This is a genomic window from Nocardiopsis metallicus, from assembly GCF_014201115.1.
Taxonomy (GTDB): domain Bacteria; phylum Actinomycetota; class Actinomycetes; order Streptosporangiales; family Streptosporangiaceae; genus Nocardiopsis; species Nocardiopsis metallicus.
In genome coordinates this window covers 7228323-7254272 of sequence record NZ_JACHDO010000001.1, presented here as the reverse complement: position 1 = coordinate 7254272, position 25950 = coordinate 7228323, and the positions used below count along the sequence as shown (strand labels likewise).

The window sequence follows — 25950 nt, the reverse complement described above, 5'->3', positions numbered from 1 at the left end:
CGGCGTGGGCGCAGGAGTTCCGAAGAAGCTCCCGTCAACGATTCAGAGCGGTACCTCCAGCGAGGCACCCACGTGGGCGGCCACACCGATCGGCGCCACGCACATCGTGGAAGCGTCGGGCAATTCCAGGTTCCCCTCGATCCCCGGGCCGTCGTAGGCGCAGAGCGGGAAGGTTCCCAACCCGCGGTCCGCCGCGACCAGCGCCGCGGCCTGCAACGCGGCGCCGATGGCGACGGCCCCGACCCTGAAGGCGCCCGGCCCGTGCTCCCGAACCAGCGCGGGCAGGTCCAGGACCGGTACGACCACACCGGCGAGCGAGAGGTTGAGCCGGTGTCCCGGAGCCCCGATCCGGGTGGCCACCCGCGGATCCTTGGGCGGTACCAGTTCCCCGTACCCACCCAGCGGCGCCAGCACCGAGTCGGCGGCGGCGGCCACCGGCGCGAGGTCGTCGGCTGAGGGCGGCGGCGCCACGAACCCGCCCACCGGACTGCGGCGGCGCAGCATCGCCCGCTCGGGGTCACGGGGCATGGTGATCTCACCGAACTCCAGTTCCGGCCCCGGCTCGGACCGCCGGGCGGCCATCAGAACGTCCTGGGGATAACCGTCCGGCACCGGTGGCACCCGCCTGGGGGCCGGCTCGCTCGCGGGCGCGACCTCGCGGGTCGGTCCGACCGTGACGACCGCGAAGGCGAGCTCGGTCTCCTCGCCCAGTTCCAGCAGGTGCTCGACCTCGTCGTCGGCGAAGGCCAGCCGTGGGGCGCACTCCCAGCCCAGGTCGCGGCCGGCGATCAGCAGCTGGGCCAATGTGTGGCCGGTGTCCAGCAGGTGCAGCCGGTGGGCGAACTTCCCGTACCGGCCGGTGGTGCGCTCCAGCCGGGTCGTCAGCACGATGGTCAGGTCGGAGACAGGTCCGCCCAGGGCCCGCGCCAGCCGGGGCCGCGGATCGTCGGTGGTGACCCGGGTCAGCGCGTGGTGCACGGGGTTGTAGCGATGGGCTCCGGTCGGCAGCCCCGGCACCCCGCCCGAGAGCAGCCACAGGTCGACCGGGTAGGCGGCGCCGCCGCTGGCGACGAGCCGGAGCAGGGTGGTCATCACGTGCTGTTCGTCGAAGCCCCAGCCAGGAGCTCCGGTGGGCAGGAAGGCCCGCGCCCCCGAGACGGTCAGGAAGCGGTGCCGCGCGAGGCCGTTGCCGGTGGCCAGGATGCGGGAGATCCGGTCGACCTGCCCGGCCGGGCGGCGGACGGGCCTGGGCAGGGGGTGCTCGCCGATGCCGGGCCTGCCCGCCCTCGTCGGATAGAGCTGGTACGCCCCCGACACCTGTGGCAGCTCGCGGTCCGCCAGGTAGGCCAGGACGGTGTCCCGGTCGGCGTCGGTCGCGTTCGTGCGCTCGGCCGTGCTCATGAATGCCCTTCTACGAGTTCGGTCTTGCCCGCGGCCACCATCGCCACGGCGTCGACCCCACAGGCCTGCTCCACCGCGTCGGCGACGACGTGGCAGTACAGGAACCGGTCCACCGGGCGGATCCCGATCCGCGCCAGGTGCAGGTACAGCAGGTTCAGCGCCACCCGGTAGCGCAGGAACCACGGGGCCTCCCGCAGGACCTGCTCGAAGTCCCCGGAAGCACGCAGGGTGCGGTGGAAGGCACTGTGGCGCGTCTGTTCCACGGTCGCGCCGCCGCCCTCGCCGCCCCCGTCGGCCGCGATCGGCCCGTCGAGGTCGAGGCGGCCGTCCGCGAGCAGCGGTCGGGCGTCGTCGGCGGCCCGGACGAGCTCCCGGCCCACGGACGCGGTCAACGGGTCAACGTGGGAGGCGGACCCCTCGGCGTGGGCCCGGACACGGCGTACGAGGGGGTCGCGCAGGCGGGTCGAGCGTTCGTCGAAGAGCGACCGGACCGCCCGCGGATCCGGGCTTGCCATGATGTGCGCCTCGGCGTGCGAGCGGTAGGAGACGAAACCGCGTTCGAGGTAGCCGCCCACCCGCTGCGCCATGATCAGCATCAGGTCCACGACGTGGGTGCTCAGCGCGGGACCCTCGCCCACCGCCACGGTGAGCGCGGCGTCGCCGGTCCGCTGTTGGAAGCCCTCGAACAGCTCCACCGCGTCGTACGTACCGAGTACGTGCAGGCGGGGGTCGTGCGGCTCCTCCTCGACGGTGTTGTCGGGCTGCTGGGGTTCCAGCGGGCCGTGCTCCCGTTCCCGTTCGGCCAGTCGCCGGTAGGTCTCCCGGAGCGGCTCGGGGTCGAGCACGGTGGTGGACGGTCGGGCGGCGAGCGCGGGCCGGATGTGGCGTTCCACCGCGGGGCGCACGGTCCGTTCCCAGGCTGCGTCGTCGGCGTCCACGACGATCCTCAGGTGCGGCCCCCGGCGCCAGTGCCGCGTCCAGAAGGCGGGCAGCCCCTCGGCTGCCAGTTGTTCGAGCAGCGGACGCACCCCCTCCCGCAGCAGCGGTGCGGGGTCGGGATCGTGGTAGGCGATCCGGAGCCGCCGGGAGGCCGTCACGGCTTCACCGACACGGTCTCGGCCAGGGCGAGCCTGAGCAGTTCCATCACCAGTGCTTCGCGTTCCATGTGAACCCCGAGTCGGTTGTTGTGCATGTGCAGCGCGGAAAGGGTCACCATTCCCCGGTCCAGGTCTGGGATGTCGTGCGGTGCGGTGCCCTCGGGCGGTTTCAGCAGGCCGTCCGCCGCCACGTCCCCGAGCCCGTCCTGGAGCCGTCGGCAGGCCGTCAGCCACTCGCCCTCGCCGCCTGTCGGCGTCGCGGTCAGGGCGTGCCGGACGAGTTGGCGAACGCGTTCCCCGGAGCGCTGCCACGACTGGTCGACGATCCCCTGCCACCGGGCGCCGGTCCGTTCACCGATCCAGCGCCCGACCATGTGATCGACGAACCCGTGCACCCAGTCCGCGTCGCCGACCGCCGCCAGCCCGCTGGCCACGCACCACACGGCGCGGGCCACCGGGTCGGTGGGGGTTCCGGCGTAGGCCAGGGCGTCACGGCTCGACGCGGTGAAGAACTCCTCGACGTGCTCCATGGCCTCGGGTCCGCCGTACATCCCGGTCTCGGGCCGGTACTCCTCCCAGGTGAGGGTGTTGTCCGGCAGCAGGTCGCCGCCCGACTCCTCGCCCGGCTCACCGATCAGAACGGCGAGCCGCCGGTACTCGGCGGGGTCGGCGGCGGTGCGTGAGGGACTCGTCCGCACCAGTTCCGCGAACCGGTCCCGGACCTCACGGCGCGCGAACTCGCGGTGAGCGGGGTCGGGCACGCGGAGGCGGAACCTGACGTGCGGTCCGCCGGTCCAGTAGCGGACGTAGAACCAGCGCGGGGCCCGGTCGCCCAGCGCCCGCACGGTCGGCGCCACGACGGAGGCGACCACCTTCGACGGGTCCTGGTGGTAGTAGCAGTGAGCGGCGATCCAGCTGCTCATGGGCGGTCCCCCGGTAGTTCGACGGCGTACTCCACGACCCGGTCCGGGCCGAACACGGCTGGCGCGGCCTCCTGGAACAGCAGCAGGTCCCGGCCCCTGGACAGCCGGGCCAGTTCCTCGGCTCCCCACCAGGAGCACAGGTCCAGCGGACGCGGCCTGCGGTCCTTGGCCTTGGCCATGACCCGTCCGGCGGAGTCGACGGTGTCGGCGGCCCGCGCGAAGACGACGTCGGGCAGCCCCAGGTCCCGGACCCCGCGGCGGAGGCGGTAGAAGCGGTCGAAGTCGTCGTCCCCGCCCGGGTCGAGCTCGGCGCGGGGCACGATCCAACTCCGGCGCTCCATGAGGACCCCGCCCACCCGAAGTCGCGGCAGGACCGAGACCCCGGACGGCCGGGGGTCCACGTGCAGAGCGCGGGCCCGGCCCACCAGAGCCCACGCCTCGGACATGGGGGTGGCCAGGTCGAGCAGGAAGCGCAGCACCGGCGGGAACCAGTACCGGCCCATGGTCCCCCGGTGGATGAGGCGCACCGGACGGTCCCCGGGGCGCCACCACAGGTCCGGGAGCCCGGTCCGGTCCAGACGGATCTCCAGGTCGGCGGGGCGCACGCGCCGCTCCGGGGGCAGGGAGGGAACGCACCCCGGCCAGACCAGCTCATGGGTGGCGTGGGGCGCCGCCCGGTTGAGGGAGCTGCGGAACAGGCCCGCCACCTCGACGAGGAGGGGACCGTCCGCGTCGCCGGGCGGAGCGGGCGCGGCGGGCGGTTCAGACCAGCGGCGGACCCGCGAGCCCGCCGTCCCGTGTCCGGGGGCTGCGGCGTTGAAGGCCACGGTGCCGTCGGCCAGCGGCTGGAGGAACAGGGTCACGGGGTGGTCGCGGGGCAGCCAGGCGGGCGGGGAGCCGAGCAACCGGTCCAGGGCGTCGGTGTCCGCGTCGAAGCCGGGTCCGCAGTCCGGCAGCGGGGTGAGGAGATCCCGCAGCCGCGCCTGGAACCGGTGCAGCTCCTCGATCCGGGGCACACCGGTGCCCGCCAGCTGGAAGGGGTTGTCGCGCAGGCCGCGCAGGCCGGGTTCCTCCGTCCGTCCGCCCTGCGGGTTCCCGGGGACGGCGCCCTCCTCCCAGGCCAGCCACGCCTCCAGCAGCCCCACGCGGGCTCCGTCCCCGAACCGGCGGCGGAGCAGCTCCGCGATGGCCAGACGGCCGGGCAGGGCTCCGTCGAACACCGACACCAGGCGCCGGACGCGGTGCAGGTCGCCGTCGAGCGCCGACACCAGGCGCCGGACGCGGTGCAGGTCGCCGTCGAGCGCCGACCAGTCCGGGGTCCGGGGCGGGGCGGACCAGCTGGGCAGGACGTCCTCGTAGCACAGGTACTTGCCGGGGATCAGGGACGGATCGCCCCCGACTGCGGTCATCGCCTCCCCGACCCTCGCGCGCAGCCGGCCCAGGGACCGCCACCGGTCCGCCGGCTCCTCGGCGACCTCGGCCTCGCGGAGGGTAGCGCCGATCCGCCGGACCGGTGAGTCCTCCGGCAGACCGAGGCGGTCGGCCGCGTCGGTCAGCCGGTCCGGCGCCTGGTCCGGCACGCCGAGATCGCCCTGCAGGACCCCGGCCGTGACCAGTCGGCCGAGCATCGCCTCGGCCTCGGCCGCCGCCGCACCGAACCCGGTGGTGAGGAATTCGGCGAGTGCGGCCGGGGAGGCGCCGTCCCGGGCCCGCTGGACCAGCGCCAGCAGCCACGGGCGGGCGGGTACCCCCACGCAGCGCCCGTCCGCGTGCGCGACCAGGACACGCTCTCCGGTCAGGGTCAGGGTCGGGTTGGTGCGCAGGAACAGCGGGCCGTGCCCGGACACCAGCAGGCGCTCCAGCTGGAACTCGACCTCGGCGTTGAGTTCCAGGCGGCGGGCGAGCCGGGCCGGGGCCGGGACCTGGTACGCCGCCGGAGCGCCGGGCGCGCCCGCCGACGGGGCCGGGGCCGGGTCCGCGGCGGAAAACGGCCCGGCGGTGGTCAGGGTGGAGAAGGGGCTGGTCTTCAGGGCGGCCCGAAGCACGTAGTTGACCACGCGCCTGCGGGTGTTGAGGTGTTCGGGCGCGCTCGGCGGGCCGGAGAGCCACGCCTCGACGTCGGGGAACAGGGCGTCGCTGGCCATCGCCAGGGCGCGTCGGAAGTCCGGGTCCCCGACCAGGTCGGCCAGCCGGTGCTCGGCCCGGCGCCTCTCGGCGTGAAAGCACGCCCTGGCCCGCTCACGGACCCGGGCCAGCGCCTCGTGGTCGGAGCCCAGTTGGACGAGGAGCTTTCGTGCCGGTTCCGGCAACCGGGCCAGGGCGTCCCGCGGCAGCGCCCCGGGCGGGCGGCCGTTGTGCACCGCCCGACGGCAGGCCAGCAGCGCACGGCGCACGGACCGGTCCTCGCAGCCGCCCACCGCCGTGTGGATCAGGTCCGCCAACTCCTCGCCCCGGCGTTCCAGGTCCCCCCGGAGCGCGTCGAGGTCGCCCAGGAGGCGGGTGGTGCCGGGCAACTCGCCCACCCGTGCGCTTCCGCTGGGCAGTCCCGCTACGCGTACGACGGTCAAGGCCGCACCCTCATCCCCAGGTGCCAGGGCGCGTTGGGCTCGCCCAATACCAGAAGGAACACCGGTATCTCCCGTTCACCGTCCAGCCCCAGCAGGCGGGCGCACTCGTCGGCGTCGTAGCTGTTGGTCACCCGCGCGGACAGCCCGTGCGCGGCCGCGGCCAGCGAGACCCGCTGCGCCACCACGCCGGTGAGCAGCTGGGTGGCGCGGAAGGCCCGCCTGGGGTGGTGTTCGAGCAGCCGTGCCGTGTCCGCGGTGACCGCCAGCATCAGCGGCGCGGTCCGGGCGTTGATCTCCGTCCGCCACACGTCCATGTCCTGGAAGGGGGGACGCAGGTCCGCGCGGCTCACGGTGCGCAGAGCGCCGTCCACGTAGCGGTAGTGCCCCTGCGGCAGGCCCGTCACCGCTCCCGCGATCACGTGCACCCCCACCTCTGGCGGGGCAGCCTCGTGCCACAGGTCGTCGGCGTCCGGCCGGACCGCGTCGAGCAGGATGTCGGCCACGACCCCCACCGGCACCGGCTTCGCGGTGGGCAGGAACACGTCCGGACCGGAGTCGCGGCGCAGCACCGCCGCCCCCGTGTCGGTTCCGCTCTCCTGCCGCAGCGGCGCCAGCGGCAGGTCGGTGCCGGAGCCCGCCGCCGGTTCGGCGCCGGCCAGCGGGGGGCTGGCCGGTGCCCTGACCGGCTCCAGGTCCGCCGGCTCGTGCAGCCGCGAGGCCCGCTCGACGGCCAGGGTCCGGTGGCTCAGCTCCGGTTCGATGCCGTTGCCGCCCGCCACGGGGACCACGGTCCGCCTGGGCGGCACCGGCGCCGCCGGGCGGTGGCCGGGCTCCGTCGGAGCGTTCTGGCGGTCCCACAGCGGCAGGAGGGCCAGAACGGACTCGGAGTCGTCGTCCGGCAGTGCCAGTAGCCGGGCGAGGGCCTCGTCCAGGAAACGGAACCGGGTGTGACCGCCCAGGCCCAGGGCCGAGGCCACCACCCGGAGGTTGCCCAGGACCAGCCCGGCCTCCTGGGTGGCCAGCCGGTAGGCGTAGTTCCGGTACCTGAAGGCGGTCTTGCCCAGCCTCGCCGTGACGACCAGCACGGCCCGCGCGCCGTCGAACCGTGCCGCCGAGGCGGCGGCCAGCTCGGACGGCCCGACGTCCTCGCGGAGCTCGGAGAGCTCGTGATGGGCCGGGTCGTAACGGTGGACCCCGGCCGGCGCCGCGTCCGACCACACCGCCAGCTCCACCGGATAGAAGCACCTGGCCGAGGCCACCGTCCGGTGCCAGGGCCACTCCACCTGCGGTCCGATGTCCATCCGGGAGAAGCCGTAACCGTAGAACAACAGCTCTCCCAACCGTTCCAGGTCCGACCCGTGGCCGGTGCCGGAACGGTCGGCACCGGCCACGGGAGTCGTCGGCTCCTCCCGGAGCGCTGCCCCGAGCGGGCCGATCCGGTGGCGCGGCCCGGCGGGCAGCGGGAACCTGCGACGCGGCTCGGCGGGGCGGGTGAACAGCGGGGGGCGGGCGGGGTCGTCGAGCCCGCCCTGCCCCTGCGCGTGGATCGCCCGCCACCGGTAGTGCACGTCGTACAGGTACTCGCGCACCAGGGCCGCGTCCCCGTCGCCGGTCACGGGTACCGCCGTCGTGTTCGGATGGGTCCTCGTCATGGGAACGGGTGCGGGTCGGGGTTCACATCGTCGAAGCCCTGCTCAGCGGCGGCCTCGAACACCCGGTCGAGGCCGCGCACGCGGCGGAACCTGTGGCCGAAGGTCATCGGCAGCATCCCCGGGACGATGACCTTCACGCAGAACAGGCCGCCCGCCCGGTGCTCGGGGGTGGTCTGGTCGACCACCACCACCTCCAGGCCGTGCTGCCCGAGGCGCTCGACGGTCTCGTCGAGCAGCGCCTTCAGGTCGGTCGGCTCGCCCGTGTGCAACCGGGGGTCGGGGTCGGCCATCGCCCGCTCGGAGCCGCCGAACAGGAACGCCAGGCGGTCCTGGGCCTCGGGCCGCCCGTTGAGCTGGCTGTGGTGCAGCATCGACGTGCACAGGTCGCCGTCGTCGACCATGCGACGGGCGAGGTCCTGGACCTCGGCCGGCTCGTCCTGGTGCTGGGCGATGATCGGGGCGATCTCCAGGAGCCCGGCCGCCACCGCCTCCTCCATGTCGAAGTGGGACGCGGCCGCGCACAGGAACCGGGCGTACCCGTCGCGTTCCTGCTCGTCGACGACCCCGATCCACACGCTGGGGACGCCGTGCTCGGTCGTGGTGTCCCAGGCGTGCACCGTGTACCCGGTCAGCCGCTCGATCCGCTCCAGCAGCAGCGGCACCGTGGTGCCGCGGGCGGTGCCCAGGTCGATCCGCTCCGGAGTGCGGCGCGAGTACCAGGTCATCAGGAAGGCGTCGCGCTCGATCACCTCCATCAGCCCGTGCAGGATCGTCTCCGGCATCGAACCGCCGACCGCGCAGCCGTTCGAGATCTCGTAGAGGAACCGGGGGCGGTCCGGGCGGACCAGGCGGGTGCGGTAGTAGGCGTAGGTCTCCGGCACGAGCACCGGTGCGTCACGGGTCAGGGACCGGCCCCAGACCCAGTCCAGCTCCGCGTCCTCGGTCCACCGCTGACAGGGGAAACCTTCCTCGTCGTAGCGGTGCTCGTCGTGCAGGCCCAGCCGCCGCAGGTCGAGCGCCTCGGGAAGGTCCCGGTAGGAGCCCGTGACCACGCTCCGGTGGCCGGACGGGCTCATCCCGCCCCAGCGTTCGACCGCCTCGGCGACCGCGGCCGCACCCGACTCGCGGTAGGAGGGGGTGCGACCGATGCCCTGTTCGACGTCGGTGGAGTTGCGCAGGCCCAGCGGCGCGGTCATGTTCGGGAACACGCCGCCGCCGTACTTGAAGAGCGTGCGCACCATGCCCATGTCCCGGTCCACGTAGGTCGGGAGGAAGGACTCGTCGTCCACCAGGGACTTGGTCCGCATCGAACCCGGCTTGCGGGACAGCGAGGCGCTCGGCATGAGCGCCTCGGTGTCCTCGGGGTTGTCCTCGGGAAGCGCGCCGCACACGGCGCACAGCGGATCCGGCAGGAGCACCGCACGCCGCACGCCGAGACCGACAAGCCGCACCACCATCACCGGCAGCCGCTCCCCGGCCTCCCGGTCCAGCTCGACGAGCCTGCCGGCGATCTGGGCCGCGAACCCGGCGTGCAGCCCGGTCAGCGCCGGCGGCCGCCAGCGGCGCAGCAGCTCCGGGTCCCGGCGGTCGATCTCCGCCATGGGCTCAGGGAACTCCCGGGCCAGCAGCAGACGCGACTCCAGGCACTCGGGGCACCCGGGTCGGTCCTCGCGGACCACAGGACCGATGTAGAGCCGGTCCCGGCGCGCGAGCACCGGCAGCACCGGTCCGCTCCCGGCGGGAATCTCCGGCAGTACCCCGGCCTCGCCGACCACCACCGTGTACTCCGGCGGAACCGCGGCACGCAGAGCCTCGGCCAGGACACCGGTCCCGACCACGGTAGGGGCCGCCGTCATCGACTCGGTCACAGCTCCACCACCCTGACCAGGTGCGGCGTCGCCGTCAGCAGGGCAGGCTCGCCGTCCAGTTCCACGGCTCCGAGCCGGAGCCCGCGCGCGGCCAGCAGTTTGACCGCGTCCTCCGCCGTCAGCAGGTGTCCGTCCAGTGCGGCGGCCGTGCCCACCGGTTCGGGGACCCTGTCCGGCGGCGGTGGCGCGGTGCCCGGTCGCGGCGCGCACTGCACCGCCGTGGTGGCCCGGACCAGGGCGAGCTCGGAGGCGCTCGCCAGGTCCCTGCCCGAGGCCCGTGCCAGCGGCTTACCGCCGGTGGCGACCAGGACCGTCGGCAGCTCGGCGTCCAGCTGGAAGAGGCGTACGGTCGACCGGGTCAGCAGGTCCAGCCGGTGCGCCTGTTCGGCGACAGCTTCGGGGAGGTCGTCCCGGCCGATCAGCGGGGCCTCCTCCGGGACCGGCACGGCCCGTTCGGCCGCGTAGTCGAACACCGCCTGGGAGAGCGCGCTCTCACGGTCCAGTGCGGCCCCGATGCCGGGAACGTAGGGGTCCCGGATTCCCACCGGAGCGACCGCCGGGCCCGGCTCGCCGCTGACGAGGTCGCGGGCGGGCCCGCTCGGCTGATGGGCGGCGGCCAGGCGGCCGAGCGCGGCCAGCGTGGCACTGTGCCGGGCCTCGACGAAGGCGTCGGCCGCACCGAGCACGTCGCTGGTCTCACCACCCTTGACCAGGCGCGCCACGGCGACCCGGAGCGGCAGCTGGACCGGGTGCTCCTCGATCTCCAGGAAGGGGCCGGTGAGCGCGTCGAACAGCTCGGCCGCGGCCCGGGAGAACGACTCGCTGTCGACCGGTTCCGACGACTCCCGGGCCCCGCCGGGCGCCGCGGCGGAACCGACCGCGAGCACACGCCCGGTCTGGGACTCGAGGGTCTGCAGGTCGATGCGCTCCACTTCACCGGCCACCGGTTCCGGGTAGGCGCCGGTGACGGCGCGAAAGACCGAGAAGAGCGCGGTGTTGGCGGGTACGCCCACGGCGGGACCGCGCAGCCAGCTGGAGGGGCCCACGGGCAGCGCCCCGGTGTCGGTCAGCCGTACCTTGGCGTCGGCCCAACCGGCGGCGCCGCCCGGAACCGGGCCCACCCACGCCGTGTCCCGGGTGACCAGAACCGGCAGGAGGGGTGCGGAGCAGGCGTCCGCGACGGTGTCGACCAACGCCGGGTCCTCGGTCAGCACGACCACGAAATCGGCGGCGGCCACGCTTGCGGCGAGGTCCGCGGCCGGAGTCTCGACCAGTTCGAGCGAGGGGTCCTCCTCCCGCAGCGCCTCGACGTCGGCGGCGCGCGAGGCGCGTGCGCCGGCGTCCTGAGCGGGGTCGACGACCTCCACCCGGCGGCAGCCGAGGTTCCAGGCGGCGCGCGCGGCGGAGTCGGCGAGCGGGGCCTGACCGACGACCACCAGACGGGTGCCGCGCCAGCGTTCGAACCGGGCGGGCCCGGACTCGCACCGGAAGTCCACGTAGGCGATCTCGGCCTGGTAGCGCGCCAGTTCCGACTCGGTCAGCGTGTGCGGCAGGTCGTCGCCGACGTCCCGTACGAACCCGTTGCGTTCGAGCAGCGCCACCAGGTCACGGGCCATCTTCTGGTGTGCGGGTGACAACCCGGAGACCAGGTCGTCGAGCCGCGTGGAGCCGTCCAGGCTCGGCGCCAGCAGTTCCACCCACTGATAAATCGATCCACCGCGCAGATTCACCGATCGAACGCTGTCGATGATGAAGGCCCCGTCGGAGGTGGGGACGTAGTAGACGTCTGGCCGGAGTTTCGGTCGCATCCGCGCCCTTCTCTTCTCTCTCACCGTTGCGAGGGGACGGCCCCGGCGCTGGGAAGCGCGCCGGGACCGCCCCACCGGGTCAGCTGCAGCAGCAGCACGGGCAGCAGCTGCAGCAGCTGCAGCAACCGCCGCCACCGGAGGCGCCGACCTCCATCATGGCCAGCGTGGAACCGAGCGACTCGATACCGCCCGGGGAGTCAGTACCGAAGCCGAGGACGCCCTCGCTGCTGGTGCTGAACTCCTCGACCGGAAGGTCACCGAGGCCAGCGGAAAGCTGGTCAGCCTTGATCGACATGGAAACCGTTCCCTTTCCTTGAATGAACCGCCGAAACCGAAAGATGTCGGCGTGCAACCATGATCCCCGCACCTACTTACAGCACGCCTACACAGGGTTTGCACCTTCGTTCGGGACGCACGGACAGCATTCGGATAATGGATCCGTGTGTTTGAGAACGCGCCCGGCACATCTGGCCCGCGGCGGCTCCGGTCCCGAACACGGGGTCAGCGGGCCGGTCGGAGAACCCGCACCGACCGGCCCGCCGTCCCTCACTGCGTCAGACCGAGCCGCTCACCGCTGCGACTGCCGAGCAAACGCCCAGCCTGACGTATCAACTGCAGCAGCAGCACGGGCAGCAGCTACAGCAGCTGCAGCACTCACCGCTGCCCGAAGCGCCGATCTCCATCATGGCCAGCGTGGAACCGAGCGACTCGATGCCACCGGGCTGGTTGACACCGAAGCCGACGACCCCGTCACTGCTCGCGCTGAATTCCTCAACCGGGAGGTCTCCGAGGCTGGTGGAGAGGCCATTGACGTCAATGGACACAGCGTTTCTCCTTTCTTCTTCGAAGTATTGAACAGGTGTCGAGTGATCGACGCTTCCACTGTCCCTGATCGCATTTACAGCACGCCTACTGCACGTTTTCTCCGCACTGAATCCGGCCCCGGCGCGTGCTGCCCCACCGCGCTCGGGACCCATCGCCGCTCGCGTCCTCGCCCCTACGCCGGTGCCCCGCGGGGTGCGCGGCGCCGCCGCCGGATCAGACCGGAGGCATCCGCGGACCCCTCGCCGGGCGGCGCCAACCGGCCTCGCAGCGTTCCACCAGGCCCGCCGCGGCCAGCAGGCCCAGGGACCGCATGGCGTCCGGCAGGTCCTGATCACACTTCCTGGCCACCGTGGCGGGGCCCAGGCCCTTGTGGGTGACCGCGGCCAGGACCTCCGCGGTCCCCTGATCCAGCTCGGCCGGGACCCGCAGCGGCCCCGGTTCCTCCGGTTCGGCCTCGCCCAACGGGACGATCTGCTCCACCACCTCGTCCGCCCGGGTGACGCAGACGGCCTTGCCCTCGCGGAACAGGCGGTGGCAGCCCACCGACATCGCGGAGGTCACCGGGCCGGGCACGGCCATCAGCGCCCGGTTCAGTTCGATGGCGTGGGCGGCGGTGTTCAGGGCCCCGCTGCGCCTGCCCGCCTCCACCACCACCGTGCCGGGGGTGAGCGCGGCGATGAGCCGGTTGCGGACCAGGAAGTCCGGGCCGCGCGGGGTGCGGCCCACCGGCCACTCGCTGACCAGCACCCCCTTGCCCGCCACATCGGAGAACAAGGCGGAGTGCGCGCTCGGGTAGTCCACGTCCAGCCCGCAGGCCAATACCACCACGGTTCCGCCCACCGCGTTCGCGGCCCGGTGCGCGGCCCCGTCGATCCCCAGGGCCCCGCCGGAGACGATCGTGAAGGAGCGCCCGGCCAGGTCGTAGGAGAGCTCCGAGGCCACGTGCAACCCGTAGGAGGTGGCGGCCCGCGCTCCCACCACCGACACCGCCCGCAGGCACAGGTTGCGCAGGTCGCCCCGGCCCCGGACCCAGAGCCCGTAGCAGAGTCGCCCGCCCGGAAGCTCGTCGAGCCGCCCGGGCCATTCCGGGTCGCCCGGGGCGACGAACCGCACCCCGGCCTCGGCCGAGGCGTCGAGCAACCGGTCCGGATCCGCCTTCCGGGACCGGGCCGACCAGCGCTGCCAACGCAGCCACAGGCTGCCGGGCAACTCACCCCCGAACGGCGGAGCCCCGGGCGGCGGCCCCCCGGAGACCAGGGCCGACCACACCGCCCCGGCCCCGTGCTCGGCCACCATCGTCCCCAGCCACGGGTCGCTCGGCGGCCCCACCGCCGTCAGACACACCCGCGCCCGCACCTCGTCCTCGTCCCCCATACGACCTCCCACCGCTCCGGCCCACCGACTCCCCCGCACGCACCGGCCTCCATGTCCGGCCCCGGGTCTTCGGGGGTCCTCGTCGTCGTCTCGGGTCCGCGCGGTCATGACCAGACGGACCACGGCCAGGACGAGGACCAGGTCGACCGTCGCCAACGTGAGCACGAGGGTCACGAGCTCCGGGCCGGGGCGCCACAACTCCGTGAGTACGGCGTCCACCGGCGTCACCAGGCCCTTCCGGACCACAGGGCGTAGGCGTAGGCGGTCTCCTCCTCGCCCGGGCGGTCGCGGCCGACGAGATCGGCCAGGGTCCAGGCGACCCGGAGGGCGCGGTCCACGCCCCGGGCGCTGATCTCGCCCCGGTCCATCGCCCGGCCCAGCACGCGCAGGGCCGACGGCTCCACCGGGAAGTCCCGGCGCAGGCGGGCCCCGGGGATGGCCGCGTTGGTAGTCCACGGGGTGCGCTCCAGCCGCTCCCGGGCCCGGTCGCGGGCCTGCGCCACCCGGGCCGCCACGGTTTCGGAGGACTCCGCGAAGGCCCGGTCGGCGAGCAGCTCGGCGCGGGCCACCGGTTGGAGGTCCACCTTGAGGTCGACCCGGTCCAGCAGCGGACCGGACAGCCGGGACAGGTAGCGGCGACGTTCGCCCGCCGGGCAGGTGCACAGGTTGCCCGGTTTGGCGCAGGGGCAGGGGTTGGCCGCCATCACCAGTTGGAAACGGGCGGGGAAGGCCACCGTGGAGGAGGCGCGGGCGATCACCACCTCGCCGCGCTCCAGCGGTTCGCGCAGCGAGTCCAGTACCCCGCGGCCGAACTGCGGCGCCTCGTCGACGAACAGGATTCCGTGGTGTGCCTTGGACACCCAGCCCGGCTGCGGGTTCCCGTGGCCGCCCCCGATGATCGAGGCCCGGCTGGAGGTGTGGTGCGGCGCGGCGAAGGGCGGCACGGTGACCAGCGGGGCGCCCGGCGGCAGCATCCCGGCCACCGAGTGGATCGCCGTGGTCTCCAGCGCCTCGGCCGAGGACAGGGCGGGCAGCACCGTGGGCAGGCGCTCCGCGAGCAGGCTCTTCCCTGTTCCGGGAGGGCCCAACATCACAAGGTTGTGGCCGCCCGCCGCGGCGATCTCCACCGCCCGCCGGGCCACCGGCTGCCCCAGCACGTCGGCCAGGTCCGGGCCCCTGTCCCCCGCCTCCTGCCGGGCCGGTCCCGGTTCCGCGGGGTTGTCCGGTTCGTCTCCCCCGCGCAGCCAGTCGCAGAGCTGCGCGAGGTCGGCCACCGCGGTGACCTCCACCTCGGGGACCAGGCGGGCCTCGGCCGCGTTGCCGGTGGCCACCACGAATCGTTTGAACCCCTGGTCGGCGGCGGAGACCATGGCGGGGAGTACCCCGCGCACGGGGCGGGCCCGGCCGTCCAGGCCGAGTTCGGCCAGGAGCACGGCGTCAAGGAGCCGGTCCGCGGGCACCTCACCGGCCGCGGACAGGACGGCGCCCGCGATGGCCAGGTCGAAGAGGCTGCCGGACTTGGGCAGGCTGGCCGGGGAGAGGCTGATGGTGATCTGCCCGCTGGGCCAGCTCTCGGAGCTGTTGGCCACGGCCGCGCGGATCCGGTCGCGGGCCTCGCGCAGGGCGGCGTCGGGCAGCCCCACCAGGGTGACTCCGGGGTCGCCGCCTCCCAGGTGGACCTCCACCTCGACGATGTGCCCCTGCACGCCCAGCAGGCTGACGCAGTAGGTGCGGGAGAGGGACATCAGGTCATCCCCCGCTCGTGCGAGACGAACACCCGGCCGCCGACGACCAGCACGCAGACCCCGTCGATCCGCAGCGGGAACGGCGGGCAGCGGTACTGTTCGGCCCAGGACCGGGCCAGCGCGCGCAAGCGGCGCCGCTTGTCCGCGGTGATGGCTTCCACAGGATGGCCGTGCCGCAGCGAGGTGCGGGTCTTGACCTCGGCGACGACCAGGACCGGCCCGTCCCTGGCCACGATGTCGATCTCCCCGGCCCTGCCCGGGGCACGCCAGTTACGGGACACCACCCGCATCCCGGCGCGTTCCAGGTACGCCGCGGCGAGCTCCTCGCCGCGGCGTCCCGTCTTCCTTCGGTACTCGGCCCACCGATCCACCGGCGACCACCTCCCGGTTACCACGGTCGGTGATCGGCCCGTGGCGCACCAGGGGTCGGTTTCTTCTGTGGATAACTTCCGGCGCGGAGCGAATCGACAACGGCGGGGGGCTGTGCGCACCCGTCTCAAGGACCCCACCGAAGGCGATGAGCGGGTGCCGCGGCTGGTCGGCGCCCACCTGGGATCGCTGGCCCGCGCCGGTCTCAAGGCCCGCTGCGCGGACGGGACCGGCCACGACCGCGATACGTGGTCGGCGCGCAAACGCCACCTGGCCCCGCTCTCCCCGGCCCGGAGCACGCACACGACGCGCGTACCCGGGCCGAGGGAAGACGGACGCGGGCAACCAGCGCACCCAACACCGTTCGGGGTACGCGCAGAACCGGGGAGTGGCAGCAGCCGTCACTCCTGGACACTGTCTGGGAACGGTCGTTCCCAGGTCACAGCCCTACTCGGCGGAACCTCTACTCACTGGGGCGTCCGCCATCGGTAGGGGGCATCTCGAGATCGGACTTGGTGATCTCCTCGACGTTCACGTCCTTGAACGTCACCACGCGCACGTTGCGCACGAACCGGGCGGGACGGTACATGTCCCAGACCCACGCGTCCTCCATCACGACCTCGAAGTACATCTCCCCGTTCTCGGTCGAGCGGGGCTGAAGGTCCACGTGGTTGGTGAGGTAGAAACGCCGTTCGGTCTCCACCACGTAGCCGAACAGGCCGACGACGTCGCGGTACTCGCGATAGAGCTGGAGCTCCATCTCGGCCTCGTACTTCTCCAGGTCCTCAGAACTCATGTGCGCGCTCGCTTTCGTCAGCACTCTCCGGTCATGGTGTGCCGGTTCCCCTCACCTGGACACCGCGGCCGCCCGGCTTGTTCCCGCCGACGGACCCGGGCCACGTGTTCGAAGAACGCCGATACGATCCGAGATCCATCATGCGTCACGGAACGCACTTTTGTGCCCCGTCGAGCGGATTTCCTTGGACGAATCAATCACCCACGCCGGAGGAAACGTCGTGACCTGCGACGATGATCGAGAGCAAAGTCAGTCGTCGGCGGCGTTCAGCTCGTCGAAGGACGGCGGGACGCTCAGCGACCCGGCCTGGCTGAACGGCCAGATGATGACGAAGGCCCGGCCCACGACGTGGTCGATCGGCACGGCACCGCCGCCGGGGTTGTTCTGGTTGGCCCGGGAGTCGTAGGAGATGGCCCGGTGGTCTCCCATCAGCCACAGGTGCCCCTCCGGCACCTCGATGGGGCCGAACTCGCTGTGGCTCGCGACGCTGTCGGGGAAGAGGTAGGCGCCCTCCTCCAGCGGCACCCCGTTGACCAGCACACGGTTCTGGTCGTCACAGCACTCCACGGTGTCACCCGGCAGGGCGATGACCCGCTTGATGTACTCCTTGCCCGTGGGCGCCGCCCCCAGCTGCTGCTGCACCCACGTGAACCCGCGGCTGACCGGGTTGCTCGACTCCGGGGGCTGCACGACGGTCGGGTCGTCCCACGACCCGTCGCCGTTGAAGACGATGACCTCGCCTCTCTCGATGTCGCGGACCTGGTAGACCACCTTGTTCACCAGGACGCGGTCACCCACCAGCAGGGTGTTCTCCATCGACGACGAGGGGATGTAGAACGCCTGCATCACCCAGGTCCTGATCACGAACGCCAGCACCAGGGCGATCACGATCAGGATGGGGAGTTCCTTCCAGAACGACCCCTTCTTGGCACTGCTATGGGATTTGCTCATGTCGGCGCCCGCCCCTTCCTCCGGCTCCTGACCAGCCGCGTCGGATACACCACTGGCTCCCAGGCGCTGCTGCGTCTGGGAGCCAGTGGCGGAGCTGTGCTCCTCCGGGCCGGGCCGGGCGGAATCCTCGTCCTGAACCCCGTCCGCGCCGAGGTCCTTCTCGTCTTTGCTCATCGGCCGAAGCCTATACCGCCACCCGAGGGAGCGGCGCGGTTCCGGCCGGATCAGGCAAGACCTACTTGTTGATGGGCTCGCGGCGCTCGCGGATGCGGGCGGCCTTGCCGCGCAGGTCGCGCAGGTAGTACAGCTTGGCGCGACGCACGCGGCCGCGGGCGGCGACCTCGTACTTCTCGATGGCCGGGGTGTGGATGGGGAACGTACGCTCCACGCCCACGCCGTAGCTCACCTTGCGAACGGTGAAGGTCTCGCGGTTGCCCGAGCCCTGGCGGCGGATGACAACGCCCTTGAAGACCTGGACACGGGTGCGGTTGCCCTCGGTCACGCGGACGTGAACGTTGAGGGTGTCGCCCGGGCGGAAGTCCGGAACGTCGGTGCGAAGCTGAGCCTTCTCAAGCTCCTGAATGGCGGTGTGCATCTCGCGAATCCTCATCAATAGCGCGCCGCGTCCTGCCCCCCGGCTGTTCCGGAGAGGGGGTGCGCGGGCGAGGCCCTGTTGGGTCTGAACAGTCGAACCACCCGGTGACCAACACAGAGGCCGACGTCGTGCCGCCGGCATGCGGATGCCTTGGGGCCACCAGGGGGGAACTCACCTAGTTTGCCACATGATCCCGGCCGACCCGAACCGGCTGTTCGTCACTGCCCGAACGAGCTAGTCGGTACCGGCCGACTCCGCCGTCTCGACCACCTCAGCAGCACCAGCGGCCCCGGCCGCCTCGGCCTCCGCCACCTCGGCGAGGACCTCGCGGTCGCGCTTGTCGAAACCCTCCACCGGGGTGGCCTCGATCAGGTCGGGGCGGTTGCGCGCGGTCTTGCGCAGCGCCTGGTCCCGGCGCCAGCGGTCGACCGCACCGTGGTTCCCGGAGAGCAGGATCGGCGGGACCTCCTGGTCGCGCCACGTGCCGGGCTTGGTGTACACCGGCCCCTCCACCAGGTGCTCCATCCCCCCGGAGGCGAAGGAGTCCTGGACGTGCGACTCCCGGTTGCCGAGCACGCCGGGCAGCAGCCGGGTGATCGCCTCCACCATCACCAGTGTCGCGGACTCGCCCCCGTTGAGGACGTAGTCACCGATGCTGATCTCCTCGACCGGCATGCGCCGGGCTGCGTCGACGGCCACCCTGGAGTCGATGCCCTCGTAGCGCCCGCAGCCGAAGACCAGGTGCTCCTCCCCGGCGAGCCGTTCGGCGTCGGCCTGGGTGAAGGGGCGCCCGCTCGGGGTCGGCAGGATGAGCCGCGCGGGCCGCTCCGCCACGACCTCGTCGAGGGCCTCGCCCCAGGGCTCGGGCTTCATCACCATGCCGGGACCGCCGCCGTAGGGGGTGTCGTCCACGGTGTTGTGCCGGTCGTGGGTCCATCCGCGCAGGTCGTGGACGCGCACGTCGAGCAGTCCCGCCTCGCGCGCCCTACCGATCAGCGACAGCTCCAGCGGAGCGAAGTAGTCGGGGAAGATGCTGATGATGTCGATCCGCACTGCGTACTCGTTCAGTCGGTGTTCTGGAGGTCGAGCAGGCCGGGCGGCGGGTCGAGCACGATGCGGCCGCCGGCGACGTCGACCTCGGGAACCAGGGCGGCGACGAACGGCACCAGGACCTCGTGTCCGCCGGCCTCGGCGGTGATGACCAGCACGTCTTGGGCGTGGTGGAGGACGTCATCGACGCTGCCCACCGTCTCACCCCCGGTGGTGACGGCGGTCAGGCCGATCAGCTCGTGGTCGTGGAACTCATCGGGGTCGTCCAGCGGGGCGATGTCCGCGGAGTCCACCAGCAGGAGGGTGCCCCGGAGCGCCTCGGCCGCGTCGCGGTCGGCCGTGCCCTCGAAGCGGATGAGCAGTTTGCCGCTGTGCCGGCGGACCGCGGCGAGCTTCAGCGGACCGACGTCCGCCGGGTCCGTCTGGAGCTCGGCGCCGACGGTGAACCGGGCGTTGGGGTCGTCGGTGCGCACCTCGACGGCGACCTCGCCGCGGATACCGTGCGCGCGGCCGATCCGGCCCACCACGAGTCGCATGAGTGCTTTCCTTCGATCGTCTCTGAGTTCTTCCGGGTTCTTCCGGGTGTCGGTCCCCGCTCCGGAAGAAGGGGTGCCTCCCCCAGGGAAGGCCGTGCCCGGGGCCGTTCGCACGGTCCCCGGGCACGGGTGCGGGGCGCCGACCGTCAGCGGTCGGCGCCCCAAGAGGCGCGTCAGCGCACTTCGTTCAGGTCCAACAGGTCCACACGGACGTAACGGCCGCCGGCGAGAGAGCCGACGACGGTCCGCAGTGCCTTGGCGGTCCGGCCGTTGCGGCCGATGACCTTGCCAAGGTCGTCTGGGTGGACCCGGACCTCCAGAACCTTGCCCTTGCGGAGCCGTTTGGCTCTCACCTGGACGTCGTCGGAGTTCGCAACGATCCCCTTCACGAGGTGCTCAAGCGCCTCTTCCAGCACGATTAGGCCTCGCCCTCGGACTTCTTCTCAGCCTCAGCGGCCTCGGCGGGCTTGTCGGCGGGCTTGTCAGCCGCCTTGTCCGCCTTGTCGGCCTTCTTCTCGGCCTTCTTGGCCTTCTTCTCCTGGCCGGGGAGCACGAGCTCCTTCAGCGCGGCCTGGAAGGCGGCTTCCTGGGCCTCGGGGTCCTTGGCCTCGGCGACCTGGAGCGGAGCCGGGGCGGCGAGGCCCTTGAACTTCTGCCAGTCACCGGTCTTGCGCAGGAGGACCTTCACCGCGTCGGACGGCTGGGCGCCCACGGACAGCCAGTACTGGGCCCGCTCGGAGTCGATCTCGATGAGACTCGGGTGCTCCTTGGGGTGGTACTTGCCGATCTCCTCGATCGCCTTGCCGTCACGCTTGTTGCGGGCGTCGGCGACGATGACACGGTACTGGGGCGTACGGATCTTGCCCATACGCTTGAGCTTCAGTTTGACAGCCACTGGAGTGGTCTTCTCCCGATTAACGGTGTTAGGCGCCTGACAGGCGGCCCACGTGGGGTTGTGGAACCCGTCGAGGCAGGACGTGGGTGGCGGGCTAGTTAGAGGGCCGACCCGTCCACCGTTAGTCGACTACTCATTGTGCCAGACGCGGACGTGTTCCTTGGACAGGACACCGCCACTCGTCCGGGCATATCCGAGAACAGACACGGCCCGCCCGGGACTTCCCGGGCGGGCCGTGGTCGGTCTCACTCCCGCCTCGCCGCCCGAGACACTGCTCCGGAGCCGAGGAGGCACTGCTCGAAGCCGCGCTACTTCTTCGGCAGTTTGAAGTTCGACAGGTCCGGCATGTTCGGGCCGCCGAAGCCGGGCGGGAGGTTGGGCTGGCCACCGCCGCCGAGGCCCGGGGGCAGCTGCGGCATCTCCTGCGGCCCCTCCTCCTGGCGCCGCTTGCGCTCGGCCTCGCGCTCGGCCTCCTGCTGGCGGGCCTTCATCGGGTTGCCGCTGCGCTGTTTGCCCTTCTTGGCCTTCTTCGCTTGGGCCTTGGCCTTCTTCTTGTTGGCACCGCCCATGCCCGGCATCCCGGGCATCCCCGGGATGCCGCCGCCGTTCTTCATCTTGCGCATCATCTTCTGCGCCTCGAAGAAACGGGTGACCAGGCCGTTGACGTCGCTGACCTGGGTACCGGAACCGTTGGCGATGCGCAGGCGACGGGAGCCGTTGATCATCTTCGGGTTGGCGCGCTCACCCGGGGTCATCGACTGGATGATCGCCTGGATGCGGTCCAGGTCCTTGTCGTCGATGCCGTCGATCTGCTCGCGCATCTGACCCATGCCGGGCATCATGCCGAGCAGGTTGCCGATCGGGCCGAGCTTGCGGACCATCGCCATCTGCTGGAGGAAGTCGTCCAGCGTGAAGTCGTCGTCCGAGGCCATGGTCGAGGCCATCTTCTCGACCTCGGCCTCGTCGAACGTGCGCTGGGCCTGTTCGATGAGGGTGAGGACGTCACCCATGTCCAGGATGCGCGAGGCCATCCGGTCCGGGTGGAAGAGGTCGAAGTCCTCGAGCTTCTCGCCGGTGGAGGCGAACATGATCGGGCGGCCGGTGAGGTGCCGGATGGACAGGGCGGCACCACCGCGGGCGTCACCGTCGAGCTTGGTGAGCGCGACCGCGTCGTAGCCGACACCGTCGAGGAAGGCCTGGGCGGTGTTGACCGCGTCCTGACCGATCATGGCGTCGACGACGAAGAGGATCTCGTCGGGGTTGACCGCGTCGCGGATGTCCGCGGCCTGCTGCATCATCTCGGTGTCCACACCGAGGCGGCCCGCGGTGTCGATGATGACGACGTTGTGGTTGTTGCGCCGCGCGTGCTCGATGGACTCGCGGGCGACCTCGACGGGGTTGCCCACGCCGTTGCCCGGTTCGGGGGCGAACACGGGCGTGCCCGCGCGCTCACCGACCACCTGGAGCTGCGTGACGGCGTTGGGGCGCTGGAGGTCGGCGGCGACCAGCAGCGGGGTGTTGCGGTCGTCGGAGAGCCACTTGGCGAGCTTGCCCGCCAGGGTGGTCTTACCCGCGCCCTGCAGACCCGCGAGCATGATCACGGTGGGCGGGGTCTTGCCGAAGCGGATCTGCCGGGTCTCGCCACCGAGGATCTGAACCAGTTCCTCGTTGACGATCTTGATGACCTGCTGCGCCGGGTTGAGGGCCTTGGAGACCTCTTCGCCGCGGGCGCGCTCCTTGATCCGCGAGATGAACTCACGGACCACCGGCAGCGCGACGTCCGCCTCGAGCAGCGCGAGACGGATCTCCCGCGCGGTCGCGTTGATGTCCTCCTCGGACAGCCGCCCCTTGCCGCGCAGCGAGGAGAAGACCGATGTGAGCCGGTCGGAAAGCGTCTCGAACACGAGTTTGGCCAGTCCTTCGTCGTCGGAATTGACTCCTTAGCCTACCTCCCACCTGTCACCCGGAACGATATCCGGGCCTGGGGCCCGAGAGAGGGCTCGGGAGGTGGCAGGGGAAGGGGCGGGGACCAGGCCCCCGCCCCGGCTTCGTCAGTGGTTCAGCGACCGAGAACTACTCGCCCCCGGTCTCCTCGGTGCCCTCTTCGGCGCCGTCGGCGCCTTCGCCGTCCTCGGCACCGTCAGCGTCCTCGGCGTCCTCGGTGTCACCCGCGAGGGTGGCCTCGCGCTGCTCGGCGAGGGCGGCGAGCATCTCCTCCTGCTGGTCGGCGCTCAGCCCGCGGGTGGACAGCCGGGCCTCGCCCTGGATGTCCTCGTAGGTCTGCGGCTCGGAGGTGACGATGTTGTAGTTGGCGTCACAGGACAGGGCGAGGGTGCCGCCCGCCTCGAGCGACCCGTTGTCGGAGCACTCCTCCTCGCCGATCTCCTCCTGGCTGAAGGTGACGTCCATGCGAACCAGGACCGTTCCGCTGCCGGAGGCACCGGCGTCGCGCACGGTGCCGGACCAGGTGCAGTGCGGGCCGTCCTCGCACTCCATCGAGGGCTGTCCGTCCCAGCCGACCTCGATCCGAGCGTCTCGGGAGCCGGTGAGCTCCTCCTCGGTGGTGGTGGTCAGGCTGGTGTACAGCTCCTCGGCGGCGGCCTCGTCGGCCTGGGCCAGGTCCAGCCGGACCTGGGGACCGGACTCACCGCCCTCGGGGATCAGCTCCTCGATCTCGATGCGCAGGATCTGGTTGGTCTCGGCGTCGACCCACAGCTGGTTGCGCTCGCCGTTGAGGTCGATCCTGTAGGCGCGGGTGTCGTCGAGGTTCTCCTCGGCCGCTTCGTCGCCCTCCAGCCCGATCTCCTCGAGGATCGCCGCGAGCGCGGGCGGGGCGAGCGTGTTCTGGGGGTTGATACCGGCCTGGCCGGTGCTGGAGCGCACCCAGGTGCCGCCGAACTGGTCGCTGTCGGGGCCGAAGACCCCTTTGTCGAGCCAGAACTCCTCGTCGGCGCGCAGGAAGATCTTGTTGTCCGCGGCGATCATCTCCGCCTCGACGCCGTTGGCGCGGACGGTTCCGCTGGACGCGCCGCCGTCGGCGACGGTCAGGGTGGTCTCCTGGATCTCCCCGCCGACGCTGGCGGCGATCTGCCCGTCCGCGGTGAGCGCGGGGTAGCCGGCCAGGTCGGCCAGGGCCTCCTCCAGCAGGGGCGCGGCGTCGACCGGCTCGGCGGCCTCCTCGGTGGGCTGCGGTTCGTCGTCATCGCCGCCGAAGCCGCAGCCGGCCAGTCCCAGCGCGGCGATCGTGCCCACCGCGACGAGGGCGAGCCGTCCGCCCTGGGGGCCCCTGTTGCGAGTAACCGGCGCCATCTTGCCTCCTGACCCCGAACCTGTGGGGTGCTGATCCGAATGCGCGTGAAGGTTGGGCCATCGGGAGGGTCCCGGGCGGTGCCGTCACCGCCTGGCCTCTCCATGACCTGAGATGCGGCTGCGAGCCTGCCGGTTGCGTCCGATGGGCCTGTCCGCAGCCCTCTCCCGACGCTCTTCGCCGTTCCCCGTAGAACCGGGCCGACTGCCGCATCGCTTCGAAAGAGTATCGAACACGGGCACGGCTCACGGCCAACACCACTCCATGAACACGTACATATGCGCCGATTCCATCGGTTCCGAGCCGGGGCCGCAGGAAGAGGCGGGGAGAACGCGAACGGGGCCGACGGGGGGATTCCCCGTCGGCCCCTGGATCACCTCACCGCGTCAGCGGTGCAAGGCCCGCGGCCTCGCCATTGAGGTCCTAGGACTTGACCTGCGGTGAGGCCGTCTCCCCGCCCGGAGGCGTCGACGAGGAGACCGCTTCTTCCTCCAGCTCGTCGAGCTCGTCGAAGGCGTAGGCCGACTCCGCGTGCAGCTCGTGGTCGAGCCCGTTGGTCTCGACCTCCTCGGCGATCCGGAAGCCGATGAGCAGGTCGATGACCTTGGCGATGATGAAGGTGACGATGAAGGTGTAGATCATCACGCCGACGACCGAGATGGCCTGGGCGGCGAGCAGGCCGATGCCGCCGCCGTAGAACAGGCCGTCGTCGCCGCCGCCGGGCACCGCCGACGCGGCGAGGAAGCCGAGGGCGAGGCAGCCGATGATGCCGCCGACCATGTGGATGCCCACCACGTCGAGGGCGTCGTCGTACTTGAACTTGAACTTCCAGCTGATCGCGTAGGCGCAGACCGCACCGGACAGGGCACCGACGATGATCGCGCCGACCGGGGTGACGTTGGCCGCCGCCGGGGTGATGGCGACCAGGCCCGCGATGGCACCGGAGGCGAAGCCCAGGGCGCTGATCTTGCCGTAGCGGAAGCGCTCGACGAGCATCCAGGCGGCGGTGGCGGCGGCGGTGGCGACCTGGGTGTTGACCAGGGCCAGGGCGGCCTGCTCGTTGGCACCGTAGGCGGATCCGGCGTTGAACCCGAACCAGCCGAACCACAGGAGCGCGGTACCCAGCAGGACGAAGGGCAGGTTGTGGGGACGCATCGACTCGGAACCGAAGCCCTTGCGGCGGCCGAGGACGAGAACCAGGGCCAGGGCCGCGATGCCGGCGTTGATGTGGACGGCGGTACCGCCGGCGAAGTCGATGACCTCGGGCAGGCCGGTCCACTCGTGCATGCTGGCGATCCAGCCGCCGCCCCAGACCCAGTGAGCGACGGGGAAGTAGACCAGGAGCGCCCAGACCGGGGCGAACAGCAGCCAGGCGCCGAACTTGGCGCGGTCGGCGATGGCACCGCTGATCAGGGCCACGGTGATGACCGCGAACATGAGCTGGAAGCCGGCGTCGACGAGCAGCGGGAAGCCGCCGTCGGTGCCGTCGATCGGCTCGACCTCGGTCAGGATGCTGCTCAGGCCGACGTAGTCGAAACCGCCGATGAACATGTCGAGCGCGCCCTGACCGGGTGCGTAGGTCAGTGAGTGGCCGACCAGGACCCAGAGAACGCTGACGATCGCAATGCTGCTGAAGCTCATGAGCATCATGTTGAGGACGCTCTTCGCCCGCGACATACCTCCGTAGAAGAAGGCTAGGCCCGGGGTCATGAGCATCACCAGCGCGGCGCTCATCAGCAGCCACGCGGTGTTGCCGGTGTCAATCATTTCGTCGCCTCCATGGGACGGACGGGGGATTGTCTGGAAGGGCGGCAGTCAGCGAGCGCATCATCGGGCCCGATGCAGATCACCACGGCGACAACTGTCTGACCGGGGTGTTTCTCGGCCGGATGCGACATGTTGCGCGGGCGTAAAAGGACAGACAGAAGTGTTAAGGGGGCGTGAACGGACCGTGCAGGCCGCGCAAATGCTCATGCATCGGCACGGGAGGCACACCTCACATGAGCGGAACGGAGTTCCCGAAACACATGGAGTGAGATCTCACGCCGATAACGACGGCGGTGTCAGGTATGGGCGCCCGGTGTTTCCCCGGGGTTGCCCCCGGATGAACCCGCTGAACCCGCTCGCGGGGCCGCCCGCAGCGATCCGGAGCCCAGTGCCTGTGGCCCAGAACAGCAAACGGCCGGACACC

The 25950-nt window shown here is 71.8% G+C and carries 22 protein-coding genes; all 22 read right to left on the bottom strand.

Annotated elements, in window-relative coordinates; all coding sequences use genetic code 11:
- Nucleotides 1–42: 42 nt before the first annotated feature.
- The 22 genes from HNR07_RS31930 to HNR07_RS31830 all read right to left on the bottom strand — a co-directional run bounded on the left by HNR07_RS31930 (nucleotide 43) and on the right by HNR07_RS31830 (nucleotide 25526).
- A complete protein-coding gene (locus HNR07_RS31930) occupies nucleotides 43–1401 on the bottom strand; it encodes a SagB/ThcOx family dehydrogenase (protein ID WP_184370085.1) in 1359 nt (452 codons plus the stop codon).
- On the bottom strand, nucleotides 1398–2498 hold the full coding sequence (locus tag HNR07_RS31925) for a thiopeptide maturation pyridine synthase (RefSeq protein ID WP_184370082.1): 1101 nt from the start codon (nucleotides 2496–2498) through the stop codon (nucleotides 1398–1400). The genes HNR07_RS31930 and HNR07_RS31925 overlap by 4 nt, the downstream gene beginning before the upstream one ends.
- Nucleotides 2495–3421: a lantibiotic dehydratase C-terminal domain-containing protein gene (locus tag HNR07_RS31920; protein ID WP_184370079.1), complete on the bottom strand. Its 927-nt coding sequence runs from the start codon at nucleotides 3419–3421 to the stop codon at nucleotides 2495–2497. The genes HNR07_RS31925 and HNR07_RS31920 overlap by 4 nt, the downstream gene beginning before the upstream one ends.
- The gene (locus HNR07_RS31915) at nucleotides 3418–5988 is read right to left on the bottom strand and encodes a lantibiotic dehydratase (protein ID WP_184370076.1); all 2571 of its coding nucleotides are present in this window, start codon (nucleotides 5986–5988) and stop codon (nucleotides 3418–3420) included. The genes HNR07_RS31920 and HNR07_RS31915 overlap by 4 nt, the downstream gene beginning before the upstream one ends.
- On the bottom strand, nucleotides 5985–7640 hold the full coding sequence (locus tag HNR07_RS31910; RefSeq protein WP_184370058.1) for a SagB family peptide dehydrogenase: 1656 nt from the start codon (nucleotides 7638–7640) through the stop codon (nucleotides 5985–5987). Before HNR07_RS31910 ends, HNR07_RS31915 begins: the two co-directional genes overlap by 4 nt.
- Complete coding sequence (locus HNR07_RS31905) at nucleotides 7637–9508, bottom strand: TOMM precursor leader peptide-binding protein (protein ID WP_184370042.1); 1872 nt, start codon at nucleotides 9506–9508, stop codon at nucleotides 7637–7639. The genes HNR07_RS31910 and HNR07_RS31905 overlap by 4 nt, the downstream gene beginning before the upstream one ends.
- Nucleotides 9505–11316, bottom strand: a complete 1812-nt coding sequence (locus HNR07_RS31900; RefSeq protein ID WP_184370039.1) for an NAD(P)-dependent oxidoreductase — start codon at nucleotides 11314–11316, stop codon at nucleotides 9505–9507. The genes HNR07_RS31905 and HNR07_RS31900 overlap by 4 nt, the downstream gene beginning before the upstream one ends.
- A gap of 79 nt (nucleotides 11317–11395) precedes the next feature.
- Nucleotides 11396–11611, bottom strand: a complete 216-nt coding sequence (locus HNR07_RS31895; RefSeq protein ID WP_017580744.1) for a hypothetical protein — start codon at nucleotides 11609–11611, stop codon at nucleotides 11396–11398.
- A 313-nt stretch (nucleotides 11612–11924) separates the two neighbouring features.
- A complete protein-coding gene (locus tag HNR07_RS36255) occupies nucleotides 11925–12134 on the bottom strand; it encodes a hypothetical protein (RefSeq protein ID WP_376769984.1) in 210 nt (69 codons plus the stop codon).
- A gap of 220 nt (nucleotides 12135–12354) precedes the next feature.
- Nucleotides 12355–13515, bottom strand: a complete 1161-nt coding sequence (dprA, locus tag HNR07_RS31890) for a DNA-processing protein DprA (protein ID WP_184372995.1) — start codon at nucleotides 13513–13515, stop codon at nucleotides 12355–12357.
- Nucleotides 13516–13739: 224 nt separating this feature from the next.
- Entirely contained in the window at nucleotides 13740–15260 is a 1521-nt protein-coding gene (locus HNR07_RS31885) for a YifB family Mg chelatase-like AAA ATPase (RefSeq protein ID WP_184370036.1), read from the bottom strand.
- Nucleotides 15260–15631 (bottom strand): YraN family protein, encoded by a 372-nt coding sequence (locus HNR07_RS31880; protein WP_017580740.1) that lies wholly within the window; start codon nucleotides 15629–15631, stop codon nucleotides 15260–15262. Before HNR07_RS31880 ends, HNR07_RS31885 begins: the two co-directional genes overlap by 1 nt.
- A 461-nt stretch (nucleotides 15632–16092) precedes the next feature.
- Nucleotides 16093–16425: a DUF2469 domain-containing protein gene (locus HNR07_RS31875; RefSeq protein WP_017580739.1), complete on the bottom strand. Its 333-nt coding sequence runs from the start codon at nucleotides 16423–16425 to the stop codon at nucleotides 16093–16095.
- 249 nt (nucleotides 16426–16674) lie between these two features.
- On the bottom strand, nucleotides 16675–17550 hold the full coding sequence (gene lepB / locus HNR07_RS31870; protein WP_184370033.1) for a signal peptidase I: 876 nt from the start codon (nucleotides 17548–17550) through the stop codon (nucleotides 16675–16677).
- Between the two features lie 61 nt (nucleotides 17551–17611).
- Nucleotides 17612–17971, bottom strand: coding sequence for a 50S ribosomal protein L19 (gene rplS / locus HNR07_RS31865; protein ID WP_184370030.1), 360 nt, complete (start codon nucleotides 17969–17971; stop codon nucleotides 17612–17614).
- A 234-nt stretch (nucleotides 17972–18205) separates the two neighbouring features.
- Entirely contained in the window at nucleotides 18206–19024 is an 819-nt protein-coding gene (trmD, locus tag HNR07_RS31860) for a tRNA (guanosine(37)-N1)-methyltransferase TrmD (protein WP_184370027.1), read from the bottom strand.
- Nucleotides 19025–19035: 11 nt separating this feature from the next.
- A complete protein-coding gene (gene rimM / locus HNR07_RS31855) occupies nucleotides 19036–19557 on the bottom strand; it encodes a ribosome maturation factor RimM (RefSeq protein WP_184370025.1) in 522 nt (173 codons plus the stop codon).
- A 173-nt stretch (nucleotides 19558–19730) separates the two neighbouring features.
- Nucleotides 19731–19973: an RNA-binding protein gene (locus HNR07_RS31850; RefSeq protein WP_017580734.1), complete on the bottom strand. Its 243-nt coding sequence runs from the start codon at nucleotides 19971–19973 to the stop codon at nucleotides 19731–19733.
- Between the two features lie 2 nt (nucleotides 19974–19975).
- Nucleotides 19976–20452 carry a 30S ribosomal protein S16 gene (rpsP, locus tag HNR07_RS31845; protein ID WP_184370022.1) on the bottom strand — a complete coding sequence of 159 codons (477 nt, stop codon included), beginning with the start codon at nucleotides 20450–20452 and terminating at the stop codon, nucleotides 19976–19978.
- 308 nt (nucleotides 20453–20760) lie between these two features.
- Complete coding sequence (ffh, locus tag HNR07_RS31840; RefSeq protein ID WP_184370020.1) at nucleotides 20761–22356, bottom strand: signal recognition particle protein; 1596 nt, start codon at nucleotides 22354–22356, stop codon at nucleotides 20761–20763.
- Between the two features lie 169 nt (nucleotides 22357–22525).
- On the bottom strand, nucleotides 22526–23761 hold the full coding sequence (locus HNR07_RS31835; protein WP_184370017.1) for a hypothetical protein: 1236 nt from the start codon (nucleotides 23759–23761) through the stop codon (nucleotides 22526–22528).
- A gap of 421 nt (nucleotides 23762–24182) precedes the next feature.
- Entirely contained in the window at nucleotides 24183–25526 is a 1344-nt protein-coding gene (locus HNR07_RS31830) for an ammonium transporter (protein WP_184370015.1), read from the bottom strand.
- Nucleotides 25527–25950 lie beyond the last annotated feature (424 nt).